Here is a 17,897-nt window from a genome sequence, read left to right as displayed (position 1 = left end):
CCCGCGGAGAAAGTCCGCTCTCCGCCCTTCTTTCAGGTCACCTTCGCTGATGCAGCGCCGATTGAGCTCTTGCGGCGAAAGTCGGGAAAGTCCGCTCAGCGGACCTTCGAACGAACTGCAGCTAATGACCAGTTAGAGCCCATCCTGTAAGTTGAGAAACTTTGCTGCATGCGCACGCAGCGCGCCGCGCCGCTGCACTGCCGAAAATCTCCCGCCGCATGGCAGAGGGAAACTCGGCCATTCAAGCAAAGCGCAGCGATGGTTCAACGGCCAATGACAAGGACGCGGACAGTGGAGTTTGAATGCTTAATGCAGGAGAGCCATCAGGCGAACATGCGCGGCTAGAGTGTGATGTCAAATCTGCTGGAATTCATTTACCCGCAACTTCAATGCCGATAACTGATGACAACGGAACGGAATTGGCGACGATCGACACGACCTTCCCGCAGCTGAATTTGAACCAAGCAAAGATAGTTTCATCGAAGCACTGAAACAAGCGGTGGCCAGAAAAAGTGCGAAGTTCATGAAAGCATTTTGACGCGGTGACGATTAGAAAACTGCTGAACGTGAAGAAATCACCGCCATGGACCTGTAACGAAACGAGCCCGCACTTTGGCGTTCGGGCTGCTTTTAGTTTCGTCAGCAACTGTTGTCTGTTCAGCCCTGATGGATCATGCCCTACAGAGTGTTTTACAGCTGCTCATAACTTGGAAAGCCCCTGTTTAAGCTGCTCCGTAAAGCCCGAAGTTTCCATATGATTCCGTAGGCGCTGGTTATATCCTCCGGGTGTGTTCAGTGCCTGGATCAGTTGCTGGCAATCCGGAGTGGCTTGCAGGCTAGAGCCGACCAGAGCACGCAAAAACGCTTCTCCCTGCGCAGCATCTTCAACATTCTCTCCCAGCCATTCTCCGGCTTTCTGCACCATGACAGTTGCCGGTGAAAGCACTGCCTGAGCAGCGAGATAGGCGGTAAGTTCACCTTGATCCGCTAGTTCAAAGATAGAATTGCGAGCCCCAAAAAGCGCATTGGTGGTTGCAGTATCGCCCAGTATCAAGATCGGAGATTCGCCAGTGGCAATCCCTGGATAAGGGATCATATTGGCCACAGCTTCCGCCGGCGCAACCATATCTTTCAACTCTGTGAGCGTCGGGCCGGACATGAGTGATATGATCTTTTGGTATGGCCTGAATGTCAGGGAAGAGAGAGCGGGCCTTGCTTGGTCAGCCACCAGGCCCAGGAAAATGATGTCACTCGCATCAAGGACCTCTTGATTGTCAGCAACAGTCACATTTTCATATTTTCCAGCTAGCCGAGAGGAGTGCGCCTCTCCGCGGTGTGAAACGGTGATTTGGTGGCCGTCCTCAGCAATCCCATCGACAACGGCGGCGGCTATGGTGCCTGTTCCAACAATTCCGATCCTCATGGTAGAACTCACTCTCCTCCAGTTTGTTGCATTGACAAAATTCTAAAAGTCAACGCTCAAAGCATTTGTTATCTCCCGGCATCAAACCTGCAGCGGTGCGTGTAGAATGCCTCGGAAAAGCGCCCTAATTGCAGTCTTTCGCAAAATTACGACAGGTATGCTCAAAAAGTTCCAAGTGGGATTCCTCATCCGCATAGGACATCACCATGCGCACTCCATTGCCTTGCCCGTCACAATCCCAGGGACGCAGGGACAATCCTACCTTTACTAGCGCTGCCTCTAGCGCAGGCGGCAACAGAACAAAGACTTCGTTGATATGCACCGGATGGACAACCTCGACCCCTGGGCAGGCGTGCAAGGCAGCGAGGATACGTGTGGCATTGCCATTGGCGCGGGTCGCATTTGACCGCCACAGATCATCCTCCAGATGGGCAAGTAGCTGAGACGACATGTAACGCATCTTTGACGACAGGTGCCCTGCTCGTTTATGCATGAAGCGCAGCACCGCAGCAATATGCGGATCAAATGTGATTACCGCTTCAGCGTTCATCGTGCCATTTTTGGTGGTGCCATAGGTCAGCAGATCAACTCCTGCCTTCCAAGTCATTTCCGCAGGGGAACAGCCCAGATGAACCAGCGCATTGGAATACCGCGCACCATCCAAATGGCTCTTCATGCCCGCACCATGAGCGATGGCATTCAGTTCAACCAATTCCTCCAGCCCATAGATCACACCGCATTCAGTGGCCTGGGTCAGACAAAGCGCGCTGGCCTGCATATGATGGACGTTGCCGATTCCATGATCTGAGATAGCCTGATGCAAAGCCTGCGGCGTTATCTTATTGTGCAGCCCATCCAGTAAAGTCATGCGGCCTCCACCTGAGTAAAACTCCGGCGCACCGCATTCGGTGGTGACCACATGTGCCAGGCGGTGGCAGAAGACAGTGCCATAGGACGGCGTGACCGCGCCCAGAGCCAAGCCGTTGCCTGCTGTACCCGTGGGCACGGGAAAGACAAAGGCTTCACGCTCGAAGAACTCGGAAAATGCCGGGTTCAATCGCTCGGTCCACTGATCCGCGCCATAAGCTGTCTCAACGCCAGTGTTGCAGGCGATCAAAGCCTGCATCACCTCGTCACAAACCGGTGCACCATTGTCCGAGTTAAACTGGTAGCTTGGCATCTCAGACAAACCCGCCATCATATTCCGCCGCCGCATCCTGCAGAACATCCCATAGGTAATGGCCGGAGGCAAAGTCGCTCAACATATAAAGCCCGAACTCACCATCACGATCTCGGCGCAACAGGATCGCGCCAATCCGAGCAACCACGGTTTGCGCCATATTCTCTTCTGCAAAGACGTCAGGACGCAGATCAACACCACAGATCTTGGCCATCATCACCGGGACATCTGTACCGGTGATCCACAACCAACTATGGCTGTCTTCTCGCGGCAGCGGGAAACCGATGCCCTGCGCCCCAGACGTTCGGTCTTTTTCCCATGCCTGTGTCAGGGACGCGCAGAATGTAGAATTGCCCTCTGGATCAGGCAGCGCCAGGTATTCCTGACCACCCAGCCAAGCGATGGCCGCACCATCCCCTTGAAAAGCTGCCCGGTTGGGTGCCGCAGGCATGGTCGCAACCTGTGATGCCAGCCAGTCGCTGGTACCCCGACCTTTGAAGCCGGTGCGTGGCAAGGCGGAAAGGTCGGTAATGTTCACACCGCTGCTGACTGCCGGACGGGTGTCGCTCAAACGATGAGCAAAGGGGCTTTGTGCGATTGGATTGTTCATGATCACATCTCCTGCCGCTTGTTGTCGGGATCGTAGAAATGGGGGGAGCAAATGGTTGCCTGATGCAAACTTCCGTCACTGGCACGCAAGGTGATCTTCGCGCCGGTCCCGCTGTCAGAGCGAGCCGCATAAGCCAGGCCAATGACCTTGCCCACCGAAGGCGACTGACAGATCGACGTCACAAAGCCTGCGATCTCATTACCTTTGATCACCAGATTGCCTTCTTCCAATCCAGCCTTAGGCATCACATCCAGGGCGAAGCCGACCAATTTACGATCGCCAAGCGTCTTGTTGCGCAATTCCAGACTGCGTTTGCCGACGAAGAATGGTTTCTTCTTGGCCACCGCCCAGGTCATGTCCAGCTCTTCCGGCGTGGTCATGCCGTCGGTGTCCTGGCCAACAATCACATGGCCCTTTTCCAGTCGCATGACGCGCTGCGCTTCCAGCCCGAAGGGGCGAATGCCAAACTCGGCACCCGCTTCTGCAATGGCATCCCAAAGCGCCGCGCCATTACGAGCGGGCACATGGATTTCATAGCCCAGCTCACCAATGAAACCGACCCGGAATGCCCGCGCGGGAATGCCTGCTACATCCCCCTCGCGGTACGCGAGATACGGGAAATCTTCGGCGTCAGTGGCGATGTCATCTGTCAGCTTGTCAAGCACCTTACGAGCATTAGGTCCGGCAAGGTTCACGCCGGCAAATGCTGCGGTCACATTGGCAATATCCACGTCCAACTGCCATTGGGTGTTCCACCACAGCATATTTCGATAGATATTGTCGACGCCGGTGGTGGTCGCGGAAATGTAGAAGTAATCCTCAGCAATGCGACAGGCCACACCGTCGTCGATCACAGTGCCGGCCTCATTGGTCATCAGCAGGTAACGTGTCTTGCCGATGGGCAGTTTGGCATAGGCAAAAGTGTACATCCGATTGAGGAATTCCGCCGCATCAGGACCGCGCACATCCAACCCACCAAGCGTTGAAACATCGATCATACCGACGTTGGTGCGCGCATTGTTGACTTCGGCCGCAATGATCCTCTGAACACTACCCCGCCCATAGTAAGCCGGACGTTGCCAATTGCCCGCCAGCAGCCATTCTGCTCCGGCTGCCTCGTGCTGGGCATGCATCGGCGTGCGGCGCATCGGGGTGAACTTGCGTCCCGCCAGCGTGGCAATCTTTTCCGTTGTAAAAGGTGGTCGCGAGGTGGTGACACCCACTTCCGCAACAGTGCGGTCGGAGTGTTTGGCGACCAGACGCGCGGTTGGCAGCGCCGCGTGACGACCCTGGCTTGGCCCCATGCCAACGGTGGAGAAGCGTTTCACCAGTTCCAACTCGCGATACCCTTCGGCCACCGCGTTCTTAATATCCTTGATTTGCAGATCTTCGTCGAAATCCACAAAATCCTTGCCTTTGGGATGTGGGAAAATCGGCCAGGGGTAATTTGGCGATGTGGCGCATTTGTCTGGCGCTTCCGGAGCATCAGCCTCTGACAACCGAGCCGCAGCCCGCGCACCCATGGCCGCGCCATGTTCCACACAGCGCTCAAGAGCATATCGGCCATCCATCGATCCGGCGAGACCAACGTCAGCGTTGTGGCCAGTGATCGAGAACATGGCCGTCTCATCGTTATACCCAACTTTGCCGCCCGCTTGCACGGCCAATTGATAGGTTGGGGTATAACCCACGGACATGCAGACCAGATCGCACGGTAGCATCCGCTGCTTACCAGTCGCTGCACCCGCGTCGTCCAATTCGGCAATGGTAACGCCCCGCACATGCTTGTGGCCTGGCGCGGGCAAGGCCTCATTGATGCAGCAGCCATCGTGGATGGTAAGCCCCACTGTCTGAACCCGTGCTTGCAATGGTCCTTTCGCCTCCTTGCGTAATTCGCAGACAGTGACGGAAACACCTGCATCTACCAGATCCAGGGCCACGCCATAGGCGTCATCGTTACCCGCCAGAACAACTGCCGTCTGTCCCGGTGTCACACCGTAAGTTTTGATCAACCGCTGCGCAGCGGAACCTTGCATAATGCCTGGCAGATCGTTGTTGCGGAATTGCGCGGGCTGTTCAATCAGCCCGGTGGCGAGCACCAATTGACGCGCCCGGATTTTGTGCAACCGGTTGCCCTGAATCACCGCCAGCCAATTGTCGGCAAACCAGCCGTTACAGACGGCGTCAGTCCAGATTTTGATGTTGTCTGTCGCCTCGACCTGATCAATCAGGTTTTGCGCATCCATGCCGCGCGCATAGCTCGCCGCGCCGCCCAGCTGTGGATTTTCATCAACCAGCAACACAGAACCGCCCGACTTGGCCGCTTCAAGTGCTGCAGCCAGACCAGCAGGCCCGGCACCCACCACAACCACATCATACCAGCCATAAGCTTTGTCGTGATAACCGTCTTCGGGCGCATTGATATCCAAAGTGCCCAGCCCCGCCTTAGCGCGGATCAGTGGTTCCCAGATTTTCTCCCATATGCCTTTAGGCTTATAGAAAGTGCGATAATAGAACCCCACGGGCATAAAACGCCCCATACGGTTCATGAAGAAGTCGCGGTCTTTCTCCAAAGAGCCATTGACGTTTTGAGCCTTGACCACCAGACCTTCAGAAATTGGGTGACGGTCGGCAAAAACGCTGACCTCATTGCCAATCTGCACCAATGTATTGGCGTCCTGACCCGCCATGGTCAAAATCCCACGAGGACGGTGGTATTTGAAGCTACGCGACAACACCCATTGCCCATTGGCCGCCAGGGCCGAGGCGATGGTGTCGCCCTGAACACCGCTGTAGCGTTTTCCCTCGAAGGTAAAAGTGATCGGTTTCGCGCTGTCGATCAGCGCGCCGGTTCGAGTGATTTGAGTCATGATCGGGTTTCCTTGGATTGGCCAAGGTCGTCGGATGGGTAGGTGCGGAGGATTTCGTCTGTCATGGTGTTGCGTTCGGCGATGAACCAGTAGTTGGTCGGCGTGTGGCACCACCACTCGCGCACCACACCAGCGGCATTGTCGGCAAGCCAGACATAGTCGGCCCAGTCCTTATCCGAAGTATTCTCCGGGACGGGTTGGTTATGGAATTCTCCGTGACAGATGAATTCGGAAATATTGCGGGGTCCATTCAACGGACAGGCCATGAGTTTCATATACGTTGTCCCTTAGTGGCTGGCCGCGGTGGCGCCCATTTCATTGACCAGATCGAAGGTCTCGAAGCGATCAAGGCGGAAAGGTCGGATCATCTCCGGCACGCGATCTTCGGCAATCGCCTGCGCCAGGTAAATGCCACTGGCGGGGGTTGATTTGAAGCCCCATGTGCCCCAGCCTGCATCCAGCCAGTAGTTGGCCAGTGGCGAACGCCCCATGACCGGGCTGTAGTCCGGCGTCATGTCGGTGATACCCGCCCATTGACGTAGGATTTTCAGATCACCAATGAAGGGGAACATTTCCAGCGCTGAGGCCGCCAGACTTTCCTTCATGTCCAGCGTGGAGCGGGTGTTGTAGAGCTCATAAGGATCCGAACCCCCACCAATTACCAACTCACCACGGGCCGATTGCGAGATATAGCAATGCAGCGCAGTGGAGGAGACCATTGGGTCCAGAAAAGGTTTCACCGGATGGGTCACCATCGCCTGCAACGGGAAGCTTCGGATCGGAAGGCGCAATCCGACCATGCCTGCCACAACCGAGGAATGCCCGGCTACACATTGCACCACCGCCCCCGCGGAGACATTGCCGCGATTAGTCTGCACTTCCGTGACCTTGTTCTTGTCCAATGTCAGTCCGGTCACCTGTGTTTTCTGGTGCAGTTCCACCCCACGGTCGCAGGCGCGGATCGCATACCCCCAGGCAACTGCATCGTGCCGCGCGGTGGCAGCGTCCGGGTGCCATAAACCTTTGAGGATTGGGCGACCTTCGATGTCCAGGTTCAGACTGGGCACCAGCTCTTTGATCTGCTGACGATCCAGGATCTCATTGCGTTCCCCCAGGAAGGTGCCGCTGTCTGCCCGTAGGCGGAGCGCCCGCGAAACGCCATCAGAATGGGACAGGGTCAGCTGACCCCGGCGGGAGTACATCAAGTTATAGTCCAGCTCATTGGCCAGATTTTCATAGAGCCGCATAGAAGCGGCATAGAACTTGATCGACTGCGAGGTGATGTAGTTGGAGCGGATCACCGTGGTATTGCGCGCTGTGTTACCGCCGCCTAGGTAGCCTTTTTCGAGTATGGCAATGTCGGTGATGCCGTGTTTCGTCGCCAGATAATAGGCAAGCGACACCCCGTGACCGCCGCCACCGATGATCACGACGTCGTAGTGCTTTTTCAGATCAGGGGTTCGAGGAATCTCCTCACGCACCGGATAGCGCCGAGAGAGACCGTATTTGAGTAGCGCCAGGACCATGGGGAGAGACCTTCTAGAGCTAGAATAGTATCGTTTCGATGGCTGCTAGCGCAGTGGCATATTCAACCATCGAAACCTTTGCGACTGACGTCCGTGTCATCCAACGCGTTGTTAGCGGATAACCAGACCTTCAGGCGTGGCTGACGTCAGAATCTCGGCTCCGTTCTCCGTCAGGATCACGGTGTTCGAGATGAAGTAGTCGGCGACATCGGTGTTGGTGAACCAGCTGTGGGCGTGGAACACCATGCCGACCTCCAGAGTGCGCTCTGATCCAGGGAACAGGCTGGTTACCATCGAACCACCCGTCCAACTAGGTGGGAATCCGATGCCGACCATATAGCCGCAATGGTGCCGCTCGTAATCCGCCAGCCCGGCGCTTGCTGCGACTTCGCGCCAGGCGGCATATGCGTCCCCGGCCTTCCCGCCCACTTTCAAAGCACCGCAGATCGCCTTCATGCCGTCCATGGCCAGTTGCGCCGATTTTTCAGCCCCCTCAGGAGCGCTGCCGACATACACCAGTCGGCCCATAGGCGCTTGATATTTGCGATAGGATGCCGCGTTTTCCAAGAACACGGCGTCACCGTTTCGGAAGGTTTCCCCGCGCCAGGTCGTATGCTCTTCCCCCAGACGTGTCGTTGGACGGATGAACGGGCCAAAACCGGTCGGTTCGCTGCCCTCCAGGGTAGACACGCGCATGTATTCGGCAGCGATCTCATAGTCCGTCGCGCCGTCGCGGATCGCTTCAATACAAGCGCTCATACCCAGATCTGCAGCCCTGGCGGCTTTGCGAGTATATTCGATCTCCAGCGGGGATTTTGCCTGCCGCAGGTTGTCGACCAGACCGGACCCGTCCACCCACTCGACGCCCTGCGCCTTTGCTAATACTCCTTCGGCATGATGGAGATGTAAAAACAAGCTGCGCCGTTCGAGCGCCACGCGACCACCGGACAGGCCTAGGTCTTTCATCGCTTGCACGACATAATCAGAGAGCTCTTCATGGTCCTGGTGACCGTAGAACCGGGCGTTTCTAACCTGATTGTCGAACGTGATCTTTTCCATTGCCCGGCAGGCAAGCGCCATCTCGCCATCTTGGTTTACAACCAGTACATGAGCCGCAAAGAACCCCCAGTGGTCCATTCCGGTCAGATAATAGATGTTTTCGGGAGATGCGATCACAACCCCGTCTAGATCCTGCTTGGCCAAGGCGGTCTTTACCCGGTTGATTCGACGGTCCAGTTCGTCTTTGGGGAATGGGGCATGTTCGATCATCTGTAACTCCGCACTAAAGTTGATTTCTTAAAATCGACCATTAAGGTATACCAATAGTCAGTCAAGCGGAATTTTTTGCGACCGAAACTCACTGTAACCCAGGTTTTTTGGAGTAAATAGTGTTTGCATCGCCGCACGCTCCCTTTTAAGGTATACCAATATAACTGTGAATCAGAAAACAACTCAGGGAGAGCTCAATGACCCGGATACTAAAAACCACCATTATCGCCGCCACAACGATTGTGGGTGTCGCGACGTCGACGCTGGCTGGTCCGCTGATGGATCGCATTGAAAGTGGCGAAACCATACGGATCGGTTTTTCCAATGAGGTACCGTGGGCTTACCCCGGCGACAATGATGCGCCACTTGGATTTGCAAACGTACACGCGCTCGGTGTCTTGAAGGCGATGGGTTATGACAACATCGAACCGGTCGTGACCGATTGGGGCGGATTGATTCCGGGCCTCAAAGCCAATCGCTTTGATATCATCACGGGTGGCATGTACATTCTCGAAGCCCGGTGTGAGAACATCGATTTCTCCGAACCGATGGGGATTTTCGGCGACGCATTTCTGGTTCCTGCGGGCAACCCGAAAAACATCACCTCTTATGCTGACCTCAGGGACCAAGGCGCCACGATGGTCACTGGTGCCGGTTACAACACAATTGATGCTGCCAAACGCGAAGGCGTGGCGGCGGACCAGATCCTTGAAGTGCCCGGGCCAACTGAGGTGCTTGCCACAATGCGTGTTGGTCGCGCTGACGCAGGCGCAATGACATTCTTCACCGCGCAAAATCTTGCTGCCCAATCCGATGGTGCGCTTGAGGTCACCGATCCCAATGCATTGCCCGAATGGACCCAGAACTGGGTTGGCATCGGTTTCCGTCCGGAAGACAGCGACTTTCTTGAGGCCTTCAATGCCGCGCAAGCAGAGTATCTGGGTTCAGAAGAGATGCTCGCGGCCGTTGCACCATTCGAATACACCAATCTACAGGTTCCAGATCCGAGCGTAACAACCGAATGGATTTGTCAAAACCGTTGACGGCATTGCATTAGCAGGCGGGCCAGGTTCGGCCCGCCTTTTACATTCGTCATCCGGGATACGTCATGTCATATTGGGAATTTCTTGCCCAGAACGCACCGCGGTATCTGGACGGAACGCTGGTCACAATCGCGCAGTTTTTCTTGTCGGCCACGCTTGCCATTCTGCTCGCCCTGACTGCAGGGCTGATGAAATTGTCACGCAATGTCGCAGTGCGCTGGACAGCCGGGATTTACATAGAAATCTTCCGGGGCACGTCTCTTCTTATTCAGCTTTACTGGATCTTCTTTGTCCTACCGCTCTTTGGATTGACGCTGGACAAGTTCTATGCCGGTTTCGTCGCCGTCGGGCTTAACCTCGGGGCCTATGGTGCCGAACTGGTTCGCGGCGGCATTCAGTCGGTCCCCAAAGGGCAGTGGGAAGCGGCCTATGCGATCTCGATGTCCCCGGCCAAACGGATGTATCGCATCATCCTGCCACAAGCGCTTTTGAACATGCTGCCGCCTTGGGGCAACCTGATGATCGAGCTGCTGAAGGCGACCGCGCTGGTGTCGTTGATCTCGGTCACCGACCTGATGTTCGAAGCCAAGCAGATAAACGGGTCGACCTTCCTGTCCGCGCAGGCTTTCGGGACGGCCCTGATCATCTATTACATCTTCGCGCGGCTGATCGTGACCCCGTTCATGCGGTGGCTTGAACGCGTCATGGCCCGCAAGTTGGGGAGGGCGTAGGCCATGTTTGACTGGCGTTGGGATTTTGCCTATGAAATTCTCCCCCGGCTATTACAGGCTACGCTGAACACGCTGGCCGCTGCGGGGGTCGGCTATGGGATCGCAGTGGTGCTGGGGCTGGTTTTTGCGTTGGCGCAACGCACGCCCTCGCGCATCGTCACAATGGTGGTTCGAGAATGTGTCGAATTCATCCGATCGACGCCGCTGGTGCTGCAAATATTCTTTGTATTCTTTGTCGGGCCGCAATTCGGGATACGCCTCAGTCCCTGGGTGGCGGGGATGATCGCCATCGGGCTGCACTATTCGGCCTATCTGTCAGAGGTTTATCGCGGCGGCCTCGATTCCGTGCCTAAAGGACAGTGGGAGGCTTGTACTGCGCTGAACCTAAGCACAACCAAGACCTATTTCCGCGTTATCATCCCGCAGGCCTTACCGCCCTCATTGGCTGGCATGGGAAATTATCTTGTTGGCATTTTCAAAGACACACCGATGCTGTCGGTTATCGGTGTGGCCGAACTGATGCAGGCGGCGAATGCCATTGGTGGGTCGAATTACAGGTACTTGGAGCCTTATACCATGGTTGGGATCATCTTCCTGGCGATCTCACTGCCCGCTGCCGGGCTGATCCGGGTCTTTGAAGCCTGGGTGCGTAAGAAACTGGGAATGAACTGATGGAAGATATGTCGCAATACCCACTGGAACTGACCGGGCCCGATGTGCCGATGGTGCGGTTCATGAATGTCACCAAAAGCTATGGTGCACTGACGGTTCTGGACAGTCTGGACCTGGATGTGTCCGAGGGCGAGATGGTCACCGTGATCGGCCCGTCCGGCTCCGGCAAAACAACCGTTCTGCGCATGCTGATGACTTTGGAAACCATCAATGGCGGCGTCATCTATGTCGATGGTAAACCGCTTACGCATATGGAAAAGAACGGCGTTCTAGTACCGGCAGGCCCAAAGTACTTGCGTCTGGCGCGGTCTTCGATCGGCATGTGTTTCCAGCACTTCAACCTGTTCCCGCACATGACTGCCCTGCAGAACTGCATGGAAGGGCCGATGCAGGTTCTGGGCCTGCCAAAGGCCGAGGCCCGTGAAAGGTCCGAAGAGTTACTGTCGATGGTCGGCATGATCGACAAGAAGGATCAGCATCCCTCGCGCCTGTCGGGCGGTCAGCAGCAACGTGTCGCCATCGCCCGGGCGCTGGCCATGCGCCCCAAGGTGATGCTGTTTGACGAAGTCACCTCGGCGCTTGATCCCGAAGTGATCGGCGAAGTGACCGGTGTCATCCGCAATCTGGTTGCTGAGCATAACCTCACCATGTTGATGGTGACACACCAGATGGGCTTTGCGCGTGATATCTCGGACCGTGTCTGTTTCTTTTATCAGGGGAAAATCGAAGAACAAGGAGCCCCTGAAAGCCTGTTCGGCAATCCCCAACGTGAACGCACACAACAATTCCTGTCCGCTGTGAAGGCGGCGGATTGAGCATGAAATCACACCTGTCTCCAGAAGACCTGCTGCTCAGGAAAGGCAAGCTATGAGAATTGGAGTTGCCGGTATTGGTGCTGTGGGCGCTGAGGTTGCCCGTTCATTGGACCGTGGCGACGTTCCCGGATGCGGGCTGAGCGGCATAGCTGCGCGCACCGTCGGAAAAGCAGCCGCGTTGAATGAAACTCTGAGACAGCCGGTGCCAGTGCTCGACTTCGCAGCTTTGGCGGAGGCAAGCGATGGTGTCATTGAAGCGTTACCGCCTGCGTTGTTCGGTGACTTGGCCGCGCCCGTGCTGCGCGCGGGTAAGCATCTGATCGTTCTTTCGGCAAGTCAGCTTCTTGGTCGGGATGACCTGATCTCCCTTGCGGACGAGAGCGGAGGCCACATCCTTGTCGCTTCAGGGGCGATGCTGGGGCTGGACGCGTTGAATGCGGTGAACATCGGGCAAATTCATACAGTCAAGATTGTAACCCGCAAACCAGTCGAAGGCCTAGTGAAGGCGCCGTTTGTTGCGCGGTCAGGGGTTGATTTGACCGCGTTACGTGAGCCGATGCAGGTCATTGCGGGCAGTGTCACCGAAGTGGCACACGCATTCCCCGCCAACGTGAATGTCGCGGCAGCGATCAGCTTGGCCGGGCTTGGTCCGGACAAGACAAGCATGGAGGTCTGGGCTGATCCTAGCCTGACGCGAAACACACATTCGGTAGAAGTGACTTCAGACAGCTCGGATTTCACCATGTCGATTCAAAACCGTCCGAGCGCTGAAAACCCGGCCACCGGCATCATCACCGCCCGAAGCGTAATTGCTCTGTTGCGCCGTTTTCATTCAACCTTGCAAGTAGGGACGTGACCCCATGTTGACATTCGATATGATTGCGCAAGCTGCCGAGCGGTTGCAGGGCGTTGTGAGCCGAACTCCGTTGCTGGAATCTCCTCTGCTGAACAACGCGCTTGGGTTCCGGTTATTGATCAAGCCGGAATGCCTTCAAGAGACCGGCTCGTTCAAGATTCGCGGCGCCTACAACAAGATTGCGTCACTAGACGAAGGACAGCGCAATGCGGGGGTTGTAGCTTATTCATCCGGCAACCACGCACAAGGCGTTGCGGCTGCCGCAAACGCGATGGGGGTTGAGGCAAAAATCGTGATGCCCACCGATGCGCCGCGTATAAAGCTTGATAACACCGCCCAGTGGGGGGCTGAGGTCATCACGTATGACCGCCAAACGTGTGACCGGGCCCAAATCGCCCGGGACATCGCCGAAAAAACCGGCGCAACGCTGGTGCCGCCCTATGACGATTACGACCTGATGGCGGGGCAAGGCACAACCGGATTGGAAATAGCTGAGCAGTTGGATGTCCTTGGTGCAAAGGCAGACAAGGTCATTTGTCCAGTCGGAGGTGGCGGGCTCATTGCCGGGCTGTCCACCGCTGTGCTTGCACGGCATGGGGACACTGAAATCTGGGCGGCTGAACCCCGGAATTTTGATGATACCAAGCGCTCGCTAGAAGCGGGAACTGCCCTGTCGATTGAGCCCGGTCACAGCTCGATTTGCGACTCGATCGTGACAGCGCGACCCGGACGGCTGACCTTTCCAATCAACCTGAAAACCCTGTCAGGTGGCTACTCAGTCAACGAGCCAGACGTTGTCGCCGCAATGCGGATTTTATTCACCGAGCTCAAGGTTGTAGCCGAACCCGGCGGCGCAGTTTCAGTGGCTGCAGCCTTTTCGAACAAGCCCGCTTTGCAAGGGCAGACCATCGTTGCCCTGGTATCGGGAGGCAATGTTGATATGGACAGTTTTCTTGGGTGGATGGCATAAGTTGGCGATTACCCGCGACAGATAGCGAGCAGCGCATGACCAAAAACGATATTTACCTCGAGATGCGCAGGCGTATCTGCCTTCTTGACTATCAACCTGGGACGCGTCTGAACGAACGGGAGCTGGCGATGGAATTCGGCATCAGCCGCACGCCGATGCGGGACGTGCTGCAAAAGCTTGAACATAACGGCCTGATCTCCAGCCAGCACGGGCATGGCACCATCGTTACCTCGGTCGATCTGAAATCCATGCGCGATATCTATATCGTGCGCATGCGGCTCATGGATGCGATGGGCGATTCAACTCCAGCCCCTCGGAACCCGGCCGTACTGGACGAAATGCGCGACCTAGAAGCGCGGTGCGATGCAATGCTGCACAATCACGACAAACGTGAATTCGCTCGGGTGCTTCTGCGCCTGCATAAAATCCTGCATGGATTGACCACCAACGCGGTGCTGGAGGTCATCAACGACACATTGTTCTATCAGTCCGCGCGCTTTTGGTTCTTGTTGCTGGATCGCGTCGATATGCGCGTCCAGGTCGAGGACTTGAAGGATGAGATCCGAATGTTGCGCCGCAGTCTGGAGATCGGCGATGTCAAGCTGACGGCGTCGATTCACAAAACCTATCTCAGGGTGGTCGTGTCGCGTCTCGATGCCATCCAAGAGGAAGGCGGTGTTCTATTTGAGGCAGAGTGATCTTTCATAGGTTTCGTCGGATTCAGAAATAGGTGTACCTATTTCTTCTATTTGGCACATTCTGGCAGAATTTTCAGACTATATTCGTTGAAATGGTATACAAACAGTACTAAATTCAATCAATCATTGAACATCGGGTCGGCCGCAGCGTTGGCCCGTCCAAGACAGCGAAAGAAATGCCATGACCGATACAGCCGGAAAATCTTTGCTGTTCATTTCCATGTTGGGTGAAAAAGAACTTTTCAACCCGGATCACTTTGAAAGCTTGTGTTGCTCCGGCCAGGAAAAAGACTGGGTTGTGGACTGGTTCAGACCCGTGGCGCAGGAAACAGGTTTTTCACTATCCGGCGTCGACATTTGTCGCGGTGACGCACTGCCTGCAGTGGATGATGTCGATTGTGTGATCTTGGGGGGAACGATGCATGTGGTCACCGAGGACCGTCCTTGGCTGCACGCGCTGTATGTTTGGCTACGCCAGTACCGCAATGCGGGGAAACCGTTGCTCGGCATTTGTGGCGGGCATCAACTGGTGTCGACACAGTTCGAGAGCGGTAAACTCGATGGCCGCACCGGTGGGACGCTTGCCGGGACATACGAGATTGAGCTTACAGAGCTTGGGCGTCGGCACCCGCTGTTCGATGGCCTTTCGAAAAATCCACGCTTCAATTTTGCCAATTACCTGCATGTCGTACCCTCAGAGGTGCAGAAGTCAAAGGTACTGGCAAGCATCGGTGAAAGCAGCGCCATCTGCATCGACCATGGCGGCCACTGGTATACAACACAGTTCCATCCGGAATCCCGCCGATCAGTCTGGTCCTGCATGTATGAACAAACCGAGCCAGAGCATGTCGGGAACTACTCGGACAATCAGGATGGCGCCGGTTTGATCCGAAACTTCATGAAGATTGCCGCGAAAGAGTTAAAAAAACAGCGTCCAGACACGTTGAGCCAATAGGGCCAAAACGGAATCTTAACTCGATGTTGAAACAGGATGTGGCGAAATTTCGACCTGGTTCGGGTAGGTTCAACGCAATCGAATGCCCGGTCTGGCAAAAAAATTGCTGCGGCACCGCGACTACGTCGCTGCAAGCGCATCAGGTCTATTCACAGGCATTAGCTGAGACTGCACAAGTTTGAAAAGTCCTGCGTCTCGATTGTTAAGACAGACCGCAGCGAAAGGACGGTTTGAATTTGGGTCCTGACGACGACGGTCAATGACCGGTTCGGCGACTTTAGCTGCATCGCAGAACATATCATGCAGCAAGTGCGAGGAAATGCTGCGTGAGCAATAGCTGCGCCAGCAAAAGGCGGCTCTGTCCGCATAGCAGCACTTCGTAAGGCGCACGATCAATGTCCGCATTGGATGCGCCTCACGCACTCCAACACTCAGATACTACGGCTGACTAAATATTCGCAAGCCGCAATCCATTGATTTCCCTACCAATTAAATTGCAACTGGGTTGCAATCGAAAGTTGCTGACGTTGTTGGAAACGTGCCTATAATAGGCAGGGCCAATTTGATCCTGCTGGAAAGGCCCTTGAGATGCGCGCTGCGATTTACGCCCGATATTCCACTGACATGCAAAGTGACGCCTCGATTGAGGACCAGCACCGCCTGTGCCTGCGACTGATTGAGAGCCACGGATGGGTGGAAGCCGAGACCTATTCCGACCGAGGCCTGAGCGGCGCGTCTCACCTGCGCCCCGGATACCAGCACCTGTTGGAAGACGCCCGCAACAACCAGTTCGATGTTGTTGTCTCCGAGGGCCTCGACCGCATCAGCCGCGATCAGGAACATATCGCCGCCTTCTTCAAACAAATGCGGTTTCAGGGGATACCGATTTTCACGGTGGCTGAAGGGGAGATTTCAGAACTGCATATCGGCCTCAAAGGCACAATGAGCAGCCTGTTTCTCAAAGACCTCGCCCAAAAGACCCATCGCGGGCTTGAAGGGCGCATTCGTAAAGGCAAATCCGCTGGCGGCATCACCTACGGCTACGATGTCGTCCGCAATCTCCAAGCCGATGGAGAGGTCTCGACGGGCGAGCGGGTTATCAACGAAGAGCAAGCGAACGTCGTGCGCCGTATCTTCCGCGACTACAGCCACGGCCTCAGCCCTCGCGCCATCGCGGCCAAACTCAACGAAGACGGCATCCCTGGCCCACGCGGCACTTGGGGGGCTTCGACGATCTATGGCAACCACCAACGTGGCACCGGTATTCTCAACAACGAACTTTATGTCGGACGCCTTGTCTGGAACCGCCAGCGCTATGTCAAAGACCCGACGACCGGCAAACGGCAGGCCCGCCTCAATCCGCCAGAAGACTGGATCATCGAAGACGTGGATGATCTCCGCATTGTTGATGAACCACTCTGGGAAGCTGTGAAGGCCCGCCAACTCAAAACCCGGAACAAGGCCATAAGCGAAGGCATTACCAAACTCGGATGCACCAAGCGGGCACAGCATCTTTTTTCGGGGATGCTGAAGTGTGGATCCTGTGGGGGCGGCTTCATATTGGTTGGCAAACACTATTACGGATGCTCCGCCAAGCGGAACAAAGGCACTTGCGACAATCATCTAACAATCAAACGGGAAGACCTGGAAGCTCGCGTTCTGAGCGGCCTCAAGAATCAACTCTTGCATCCAGATCTGATTGCAGAGTTCGTCTCGACCTATCACGAGGAACACAATCGACTTATGGCTGAGGCCTCCAAGGGCAAGGCCGACGCGGAGCGAGAACTAACAAAGGTCACCAAGCAGATCGACAAGATCATCGAGGCCATTACCGAGGGAATGTTTCATGCGAGTATGAAGGCCAAGATGGACACGTTGGAAGCCCGCAAGGCAGAATTGCAAACGGAACTGGCCAACACTGATCAAGGCCCACCTGTTCTGCTTCACCCCAATTTGGCTGACGTCTACAGGGATCAAGTTACCAACCTGAGCAACGCTCTCGGAGATGGCTCCACCAAAGCCGAAGCCACCAGCATCATTCGCTCTTTGCTGACCGAGATCCGGTTGATCCCAGAAGATGGCAAGTTGTCCATTGAACTGGTTGGCGAGCTGGCGGGATTGTTGTCGTTGGGGGTGTCCCAACACGAACAAAGCCACCCGGAGGTGGCTTTGTGTTCGACAGTAATGGTTGCGGGAGTAGGATTTGAACCTACGACCTTCAGGTTATGAGCCTGACGAGCTACCGGGCTGCTCCATCCCGCGGAACCGGGCCAAGATTT

At 55.8% G+C, this 17,897-nt stretch carries 16 protein-coding genes, 1 tRNA gene and 1 pseudogene; 9 read left to right on the top strand and 9 right to left on the bottom strand.

Going from position 1 to position 17,897, the window contains the following annotated elements:
- Positions 1 to 700 precede the first annotated feature (700 nt).
- The 7 genes from BUC32_RS19050 to BUC32_RS19020 all read right to left on the bottom strand — a co-directional run bounded on the left by BUC32_RS19050 (position 701) and on the right by BUC32_RS19020 (position 8,878).
- Positions 701 to 1,423, bottom strand: coding sequence for an NAD(P)-binding domain-containing protein (locus tag BUC32_RS19050; RefSeq protein ID WP_073256943.1), 723 nt, complete (start codon positions 1,421 to 1,423; stop codon positions 701 to 703).
- Positions 1,424 to 1,547: 124 nt separating this feature from the next.
- Positions 1,548 to 2,624, bottom strand: coding sequence for a threonine aldolase family protein (locus BUC32_RS19045; protein WP_175556974.1), 1,077 nt, complete (start codon positions 2,622 to 2,624; stop codon positions 1,548 to 1,550).
- Positions 2,605 to 3,213 carry an aminomethyltransferase family protein gene (locus BUC32_RS19040; RefSeq protein ID WP_083599419.1) on the bottom strand — a complete coding sequence of 203 codons (609 nt, stop codon included), beginning with the start codon at positions 3,211 to 3,213 and terminating at the stop codon, positions 2,605 to 2,607. The genes BUC32_RS19045 and BUC32_RS19040 overlap by 20 nt, the downstream gene beginning before the upstream one ends.
- A gap of 2 nt (positions 3,214 to 3,215) precedes the next feature.
- Complete coding sequence (locus BUC32_RS21165; protein ID WP_073256938.1) at positions 3,216 to 6,083, bottom strand: FAD-dependent oxidoreductase; 2,868 nt, start codon at positions 6,081 to 6,083, stop codon at positions 3,216 to 3,218.
- Complete coding sequence (locus BUC32_RS19030) at positions 6,080 to 6,358, bottom strand: sarcosine oxidase subunit delta (protein WP_073256935.1); 279 nt, start codon at positions 6,356 to 6,358, stop codon at positions 6,080 to 6,082. Before BUC32_RS19030 ends, BUC32_RS21165 begins: the two co-directional genes overlap by 4 nt.
- A 12-nt stretch (positions 6,359 to 6,370) precedes the next feature.
- Positions 6,371 to 7,609 (bottom strand): FAD-dependent oxidoreductase, encoded by a 1,239-nt coding sequence (locus tag BUC32_RS19025; RefSeq protein ID WP_073256932.1) that lies wholly within the window; start codon positions 7,607 to 7,609, stop codon positions 6,371 to 6,373.
- A gap of 111 nt (positions 7,610 to 7,720) precedes the next feature.
- The gene (locus BUC32_RS19020) at positions 7,721 to 8,878 is read right to left on the bottom strand and encodes a M24 family metallopeptidase (protein WP_073256929.1); all 1,158 of its coding nucleotides are present in this window, start codon (positions 8,876 to 8,878) and stop codon (positions 7,721 to 7,723) included.
- A gap of 197 nt (positions 8,879 to 9,075) precedes the next feature.
- Between BUC32_RS19020 and BUC32_RS19015 the strand changes: the two genes are divergently transcribed.
- The 9 genes and pseudogenes from BUC32_RS19015 to BUC32_RS21045 all read left to right on the top strand — a co-directional run.
- Positions 9,076 to 9,921, top strand: a complete 846-nt coding sequence (locus BUC32_RS19015) for a transporter substrate-binding domain-containing protein (protein WP_073256926.1) — start codon at positions 9,076 to 9,078, stop codon at positions 9,919 to 9,921.
- A 65-nt stretch (positions 9,922 to 9,986) separates the two neighbouring features.
- The gene (gene ehuC, locus BUC32_RS19010) at positions 9,987 to 10,652 is read left to right on the top strand and encodes an ectoine/hydroxyectoine ABC transporter permease subunit EhuC (protein WP_073256923.1); all 666 of its coding nucleotides are present in this window, start codon (positions 9,987 to 9,989) and stop codon (positions 10,650 to 10,652) included.
- Between the two features lie 3 nt (positions 10,653 to 10,655).
- Positions 10,656 to 11,324, top strand: coding sequence for an ectoine/hydroxyectoine ABC transporter permease subunit EhuD (gene ehuD / locus BUC32_RS19005; RefSeq protein WP_073256920.1), 669 nt, complete (start codon positions 10,656 to 10,658; stop codon positions 11,322 to 11,324).
- Complete coding sequence (gene ehuA / locus BUC32_RS19000) at positions 11,324 to 12,139, top strand: ectoine/hydroxyectoine ABC transporter ATP-binding protein EhuA (protein ID WP_073256917.1); 816 nt, start codon at positions 11,324 to 11,326, stop codon at positions 12,137 to 12,139. The genes ehuD and ehuA overlap by 1 nt, the downstream gene beginning before the upstream one ends.
- 52 nt (positions 12,140 to 12,191) lie before the next feature.
- On the top strand, positions 12,192 to 12,995 hold the full coding sequence (locus tag BUC32_RS18995) for an aspartate dehydrogenase (protein ID WP_073256914.1): 804 nt from the start codon (positions 12,192 to 12,194) through the stop codon (positions 12,993 to 12,995).
- Between the two features lie 4 nt (positions 12,996 to 12,999).
- Positions 13,000 to 13,965: a threonine/serine dehydratase gene (locus BUC32_RS18990; RefSeq protein WP_073256911.1), complete on the top strand. Its 966-nt coding sequence runs from the start codon at positions 13,000 to 13,002 to the stop codon at positions 13,963 to 13,965.
- 35 nt (positions 13,966 to 14,000) lie between these two features.
- A complete protein-coding gene (locus BUC32_RS18985) occupies positions 14,001 to 14,663 on the top strand; it encodes a GntR family transcriptional regulator (RefSeq protein ID WP_073256908.1) in 663 nt (220 codons plus the stop codon).
- 181 nt (positions 14,664 to 14,844) lie between these two features.
- Complete coding sequence (locus tag BUC32_RS18980) at positions 14,845 to 15,618, top strand: type 1 glutamine amidotransferase (RefSeq protein ID WP_073256905.1); 774 nt, start codon at positions 14,845 to 14,847, stop codon at positions 15,616 to 15,618.
- A gap of 588 nt (positions 15,619 to 16,206) precedes the next feature.
- Positions 16,207 to 17,229, top strand: a pseudogene (locus tag BUC32_RS21045) (recombinase family protein); the annotation flags it as partial.
- 174 nt (positions 17,230 to 17,403) lie between these two features.
- Here the strand turns inward: BUC32_RS21045 and BUC32_RS21040 are convergent.
- Both BUC32_RS21040 and BUC32_RS18970 read right to left on the bottom strand, forming a co-directional pair.
- Positions 17,404 to 17,775 carry a hypothetical protein gene (locus tag BUC32_RS21040; protein ID WP_245815221.1) on the bottom strand — a complete coding sequence of 124 codons (372 nt, stop codon included), beginning with the start codon at positions 17,773 to 17,775 and terminating at the stop codon, positions 17,404 to 17,406.
- 28 nt (positions 17,776 to 17,803) lie between these two features.
- Positions 17,804 to 17,880, bottom strand: a tRNA-Met gene (locus BUC32_RS18970).
- Positions 17,881 to 17,897 lie beyond the last annotated feature (17 nt).

Source organism: Shimia gijangensis (genome assembly GCF_900142085.1).
Lineage (GTDB): Bacteria > Pseudomonadota > Alphaproteobacteria > Rhodobacterales > Rhodobacteraceae > Shimia > Shimia gijangensis.
Note: the sequence above shows the minus strand (reverse complement) of the source record. Positions and strands in the feature narration are given on the sequence as shown.

What these genes read in the sequence shown, in the direction of transcription:
- BUC32_RS19050 (WP_073256943.1), bottom strand. Translation starts at nt 1,423, where the DNA reads ATGAGGATCGGAATTGTTGGAACAGGCACCATAGCCGCCGCCGTTGTC.
- BUC32_RS19045 (WP_175556974.1), bottom strand. Translation starts at nt 2,624, where the DNA reads ATGATGGCGGGTTTGTCTGAGATGCCAAGCTACCAGTTTAACTCGGAC.
- BUC32_RS19040 (WP_083599419.1), bottom strand. Translation starts at nt 3,213, where the DNA reads ATGAACAATCCAATCGCACAAAGCCCCTTTGCTCATCGTTTGAGCGAC.
- BUC32_RS21165 (WP_073256938.1), bottom strand. Translation starts at nt 6,083, where the DNA reads ATGACTCAAATCACTCGAACCGGCGCGCTGATCGACAGCGCGAAACCG.
- BUC32_RS19030 (WP_073256935.1), bottom strand. Translation starts at nt 6,358, where the DNA reads ATGAAACTCATGGCCTGTCCGTTGAATGGACCCCGCAATATTTCCGAA.
- BUC32_RS19025 (WP_073256932.1), bottom strand. Translation starts at nt 7,609, where the DNA reads ATGGTCCTGGCGCTACTCAAATACGGTCTCTCTCGGCGCTATCCGGTG.
- BUC32_RS19020 (WP_073256929.1), bottom strand. Translation starts at nt 8,878, where the DNA reads ATGATCGAACATGCCCCATTCCCCAAAGACGAACTGGACCGTCGAATC.
- BUC32_RS19015 (WP_073256926.1), top strand. Translation starts at nt 9,076, where the DNA reads ATGACCCGGATACTAAAAACCACCATTATCGCCGCCACAACGATTGTG.
- ehuC (WP_073256923.1), top strand. Translation starts at nt 9,987, where the DNA reads ATGTCATATTGGGAATTTCTTGCCCAGAACGCACCGCGGTATCTGGAC.
- ehuD (WP_073256920.1), top strand. Translation starts at nt 10,656, where the DNA reads ATGTTTGACTGGCGTTGGGATTTTGCCTATGAAATTCTCCCCCGGCTA.
- ehuA (WP_073256917.1), top strand. Translation starts at nt 11,324, where the DNA reads ATGGAAGATATGTCGCAATACCCACTGGAACTGACCGGGCCCGATGTG.
- BUC32_RS18995 (WP_073256914.1), top strand. Translation starts at nt 12,192, where the DNA reads ATGAGAATTGGAGTTGCCGGTATTGGTGCTGTGGGCGCTGAGGTTGCC.
- BUC32_RS18990 (WP_073256911.1), top strand. Translation starts at nt 13,000, where the DNA reads ATGTTGACATTCGATATGATTGCGCAAGCTGCCGAGCGGTTGCAGGGC.
- BUC32_RS18985 (WP_073256908.1), top strand. Translation starts at nt 14,001, where the DNA reads ATGACCAAAAACGATATTTACCTCGAGATGCGCAGGCGTATCTGCCTT.
- BUC32_RS18980 (WP_073256905.1), top strand. Translation starts at nt 14,845, where the DNA reads ATGACCGATACAGCCGGAAAATCTTTGCTGTTCATTTCCATGTTGGGT.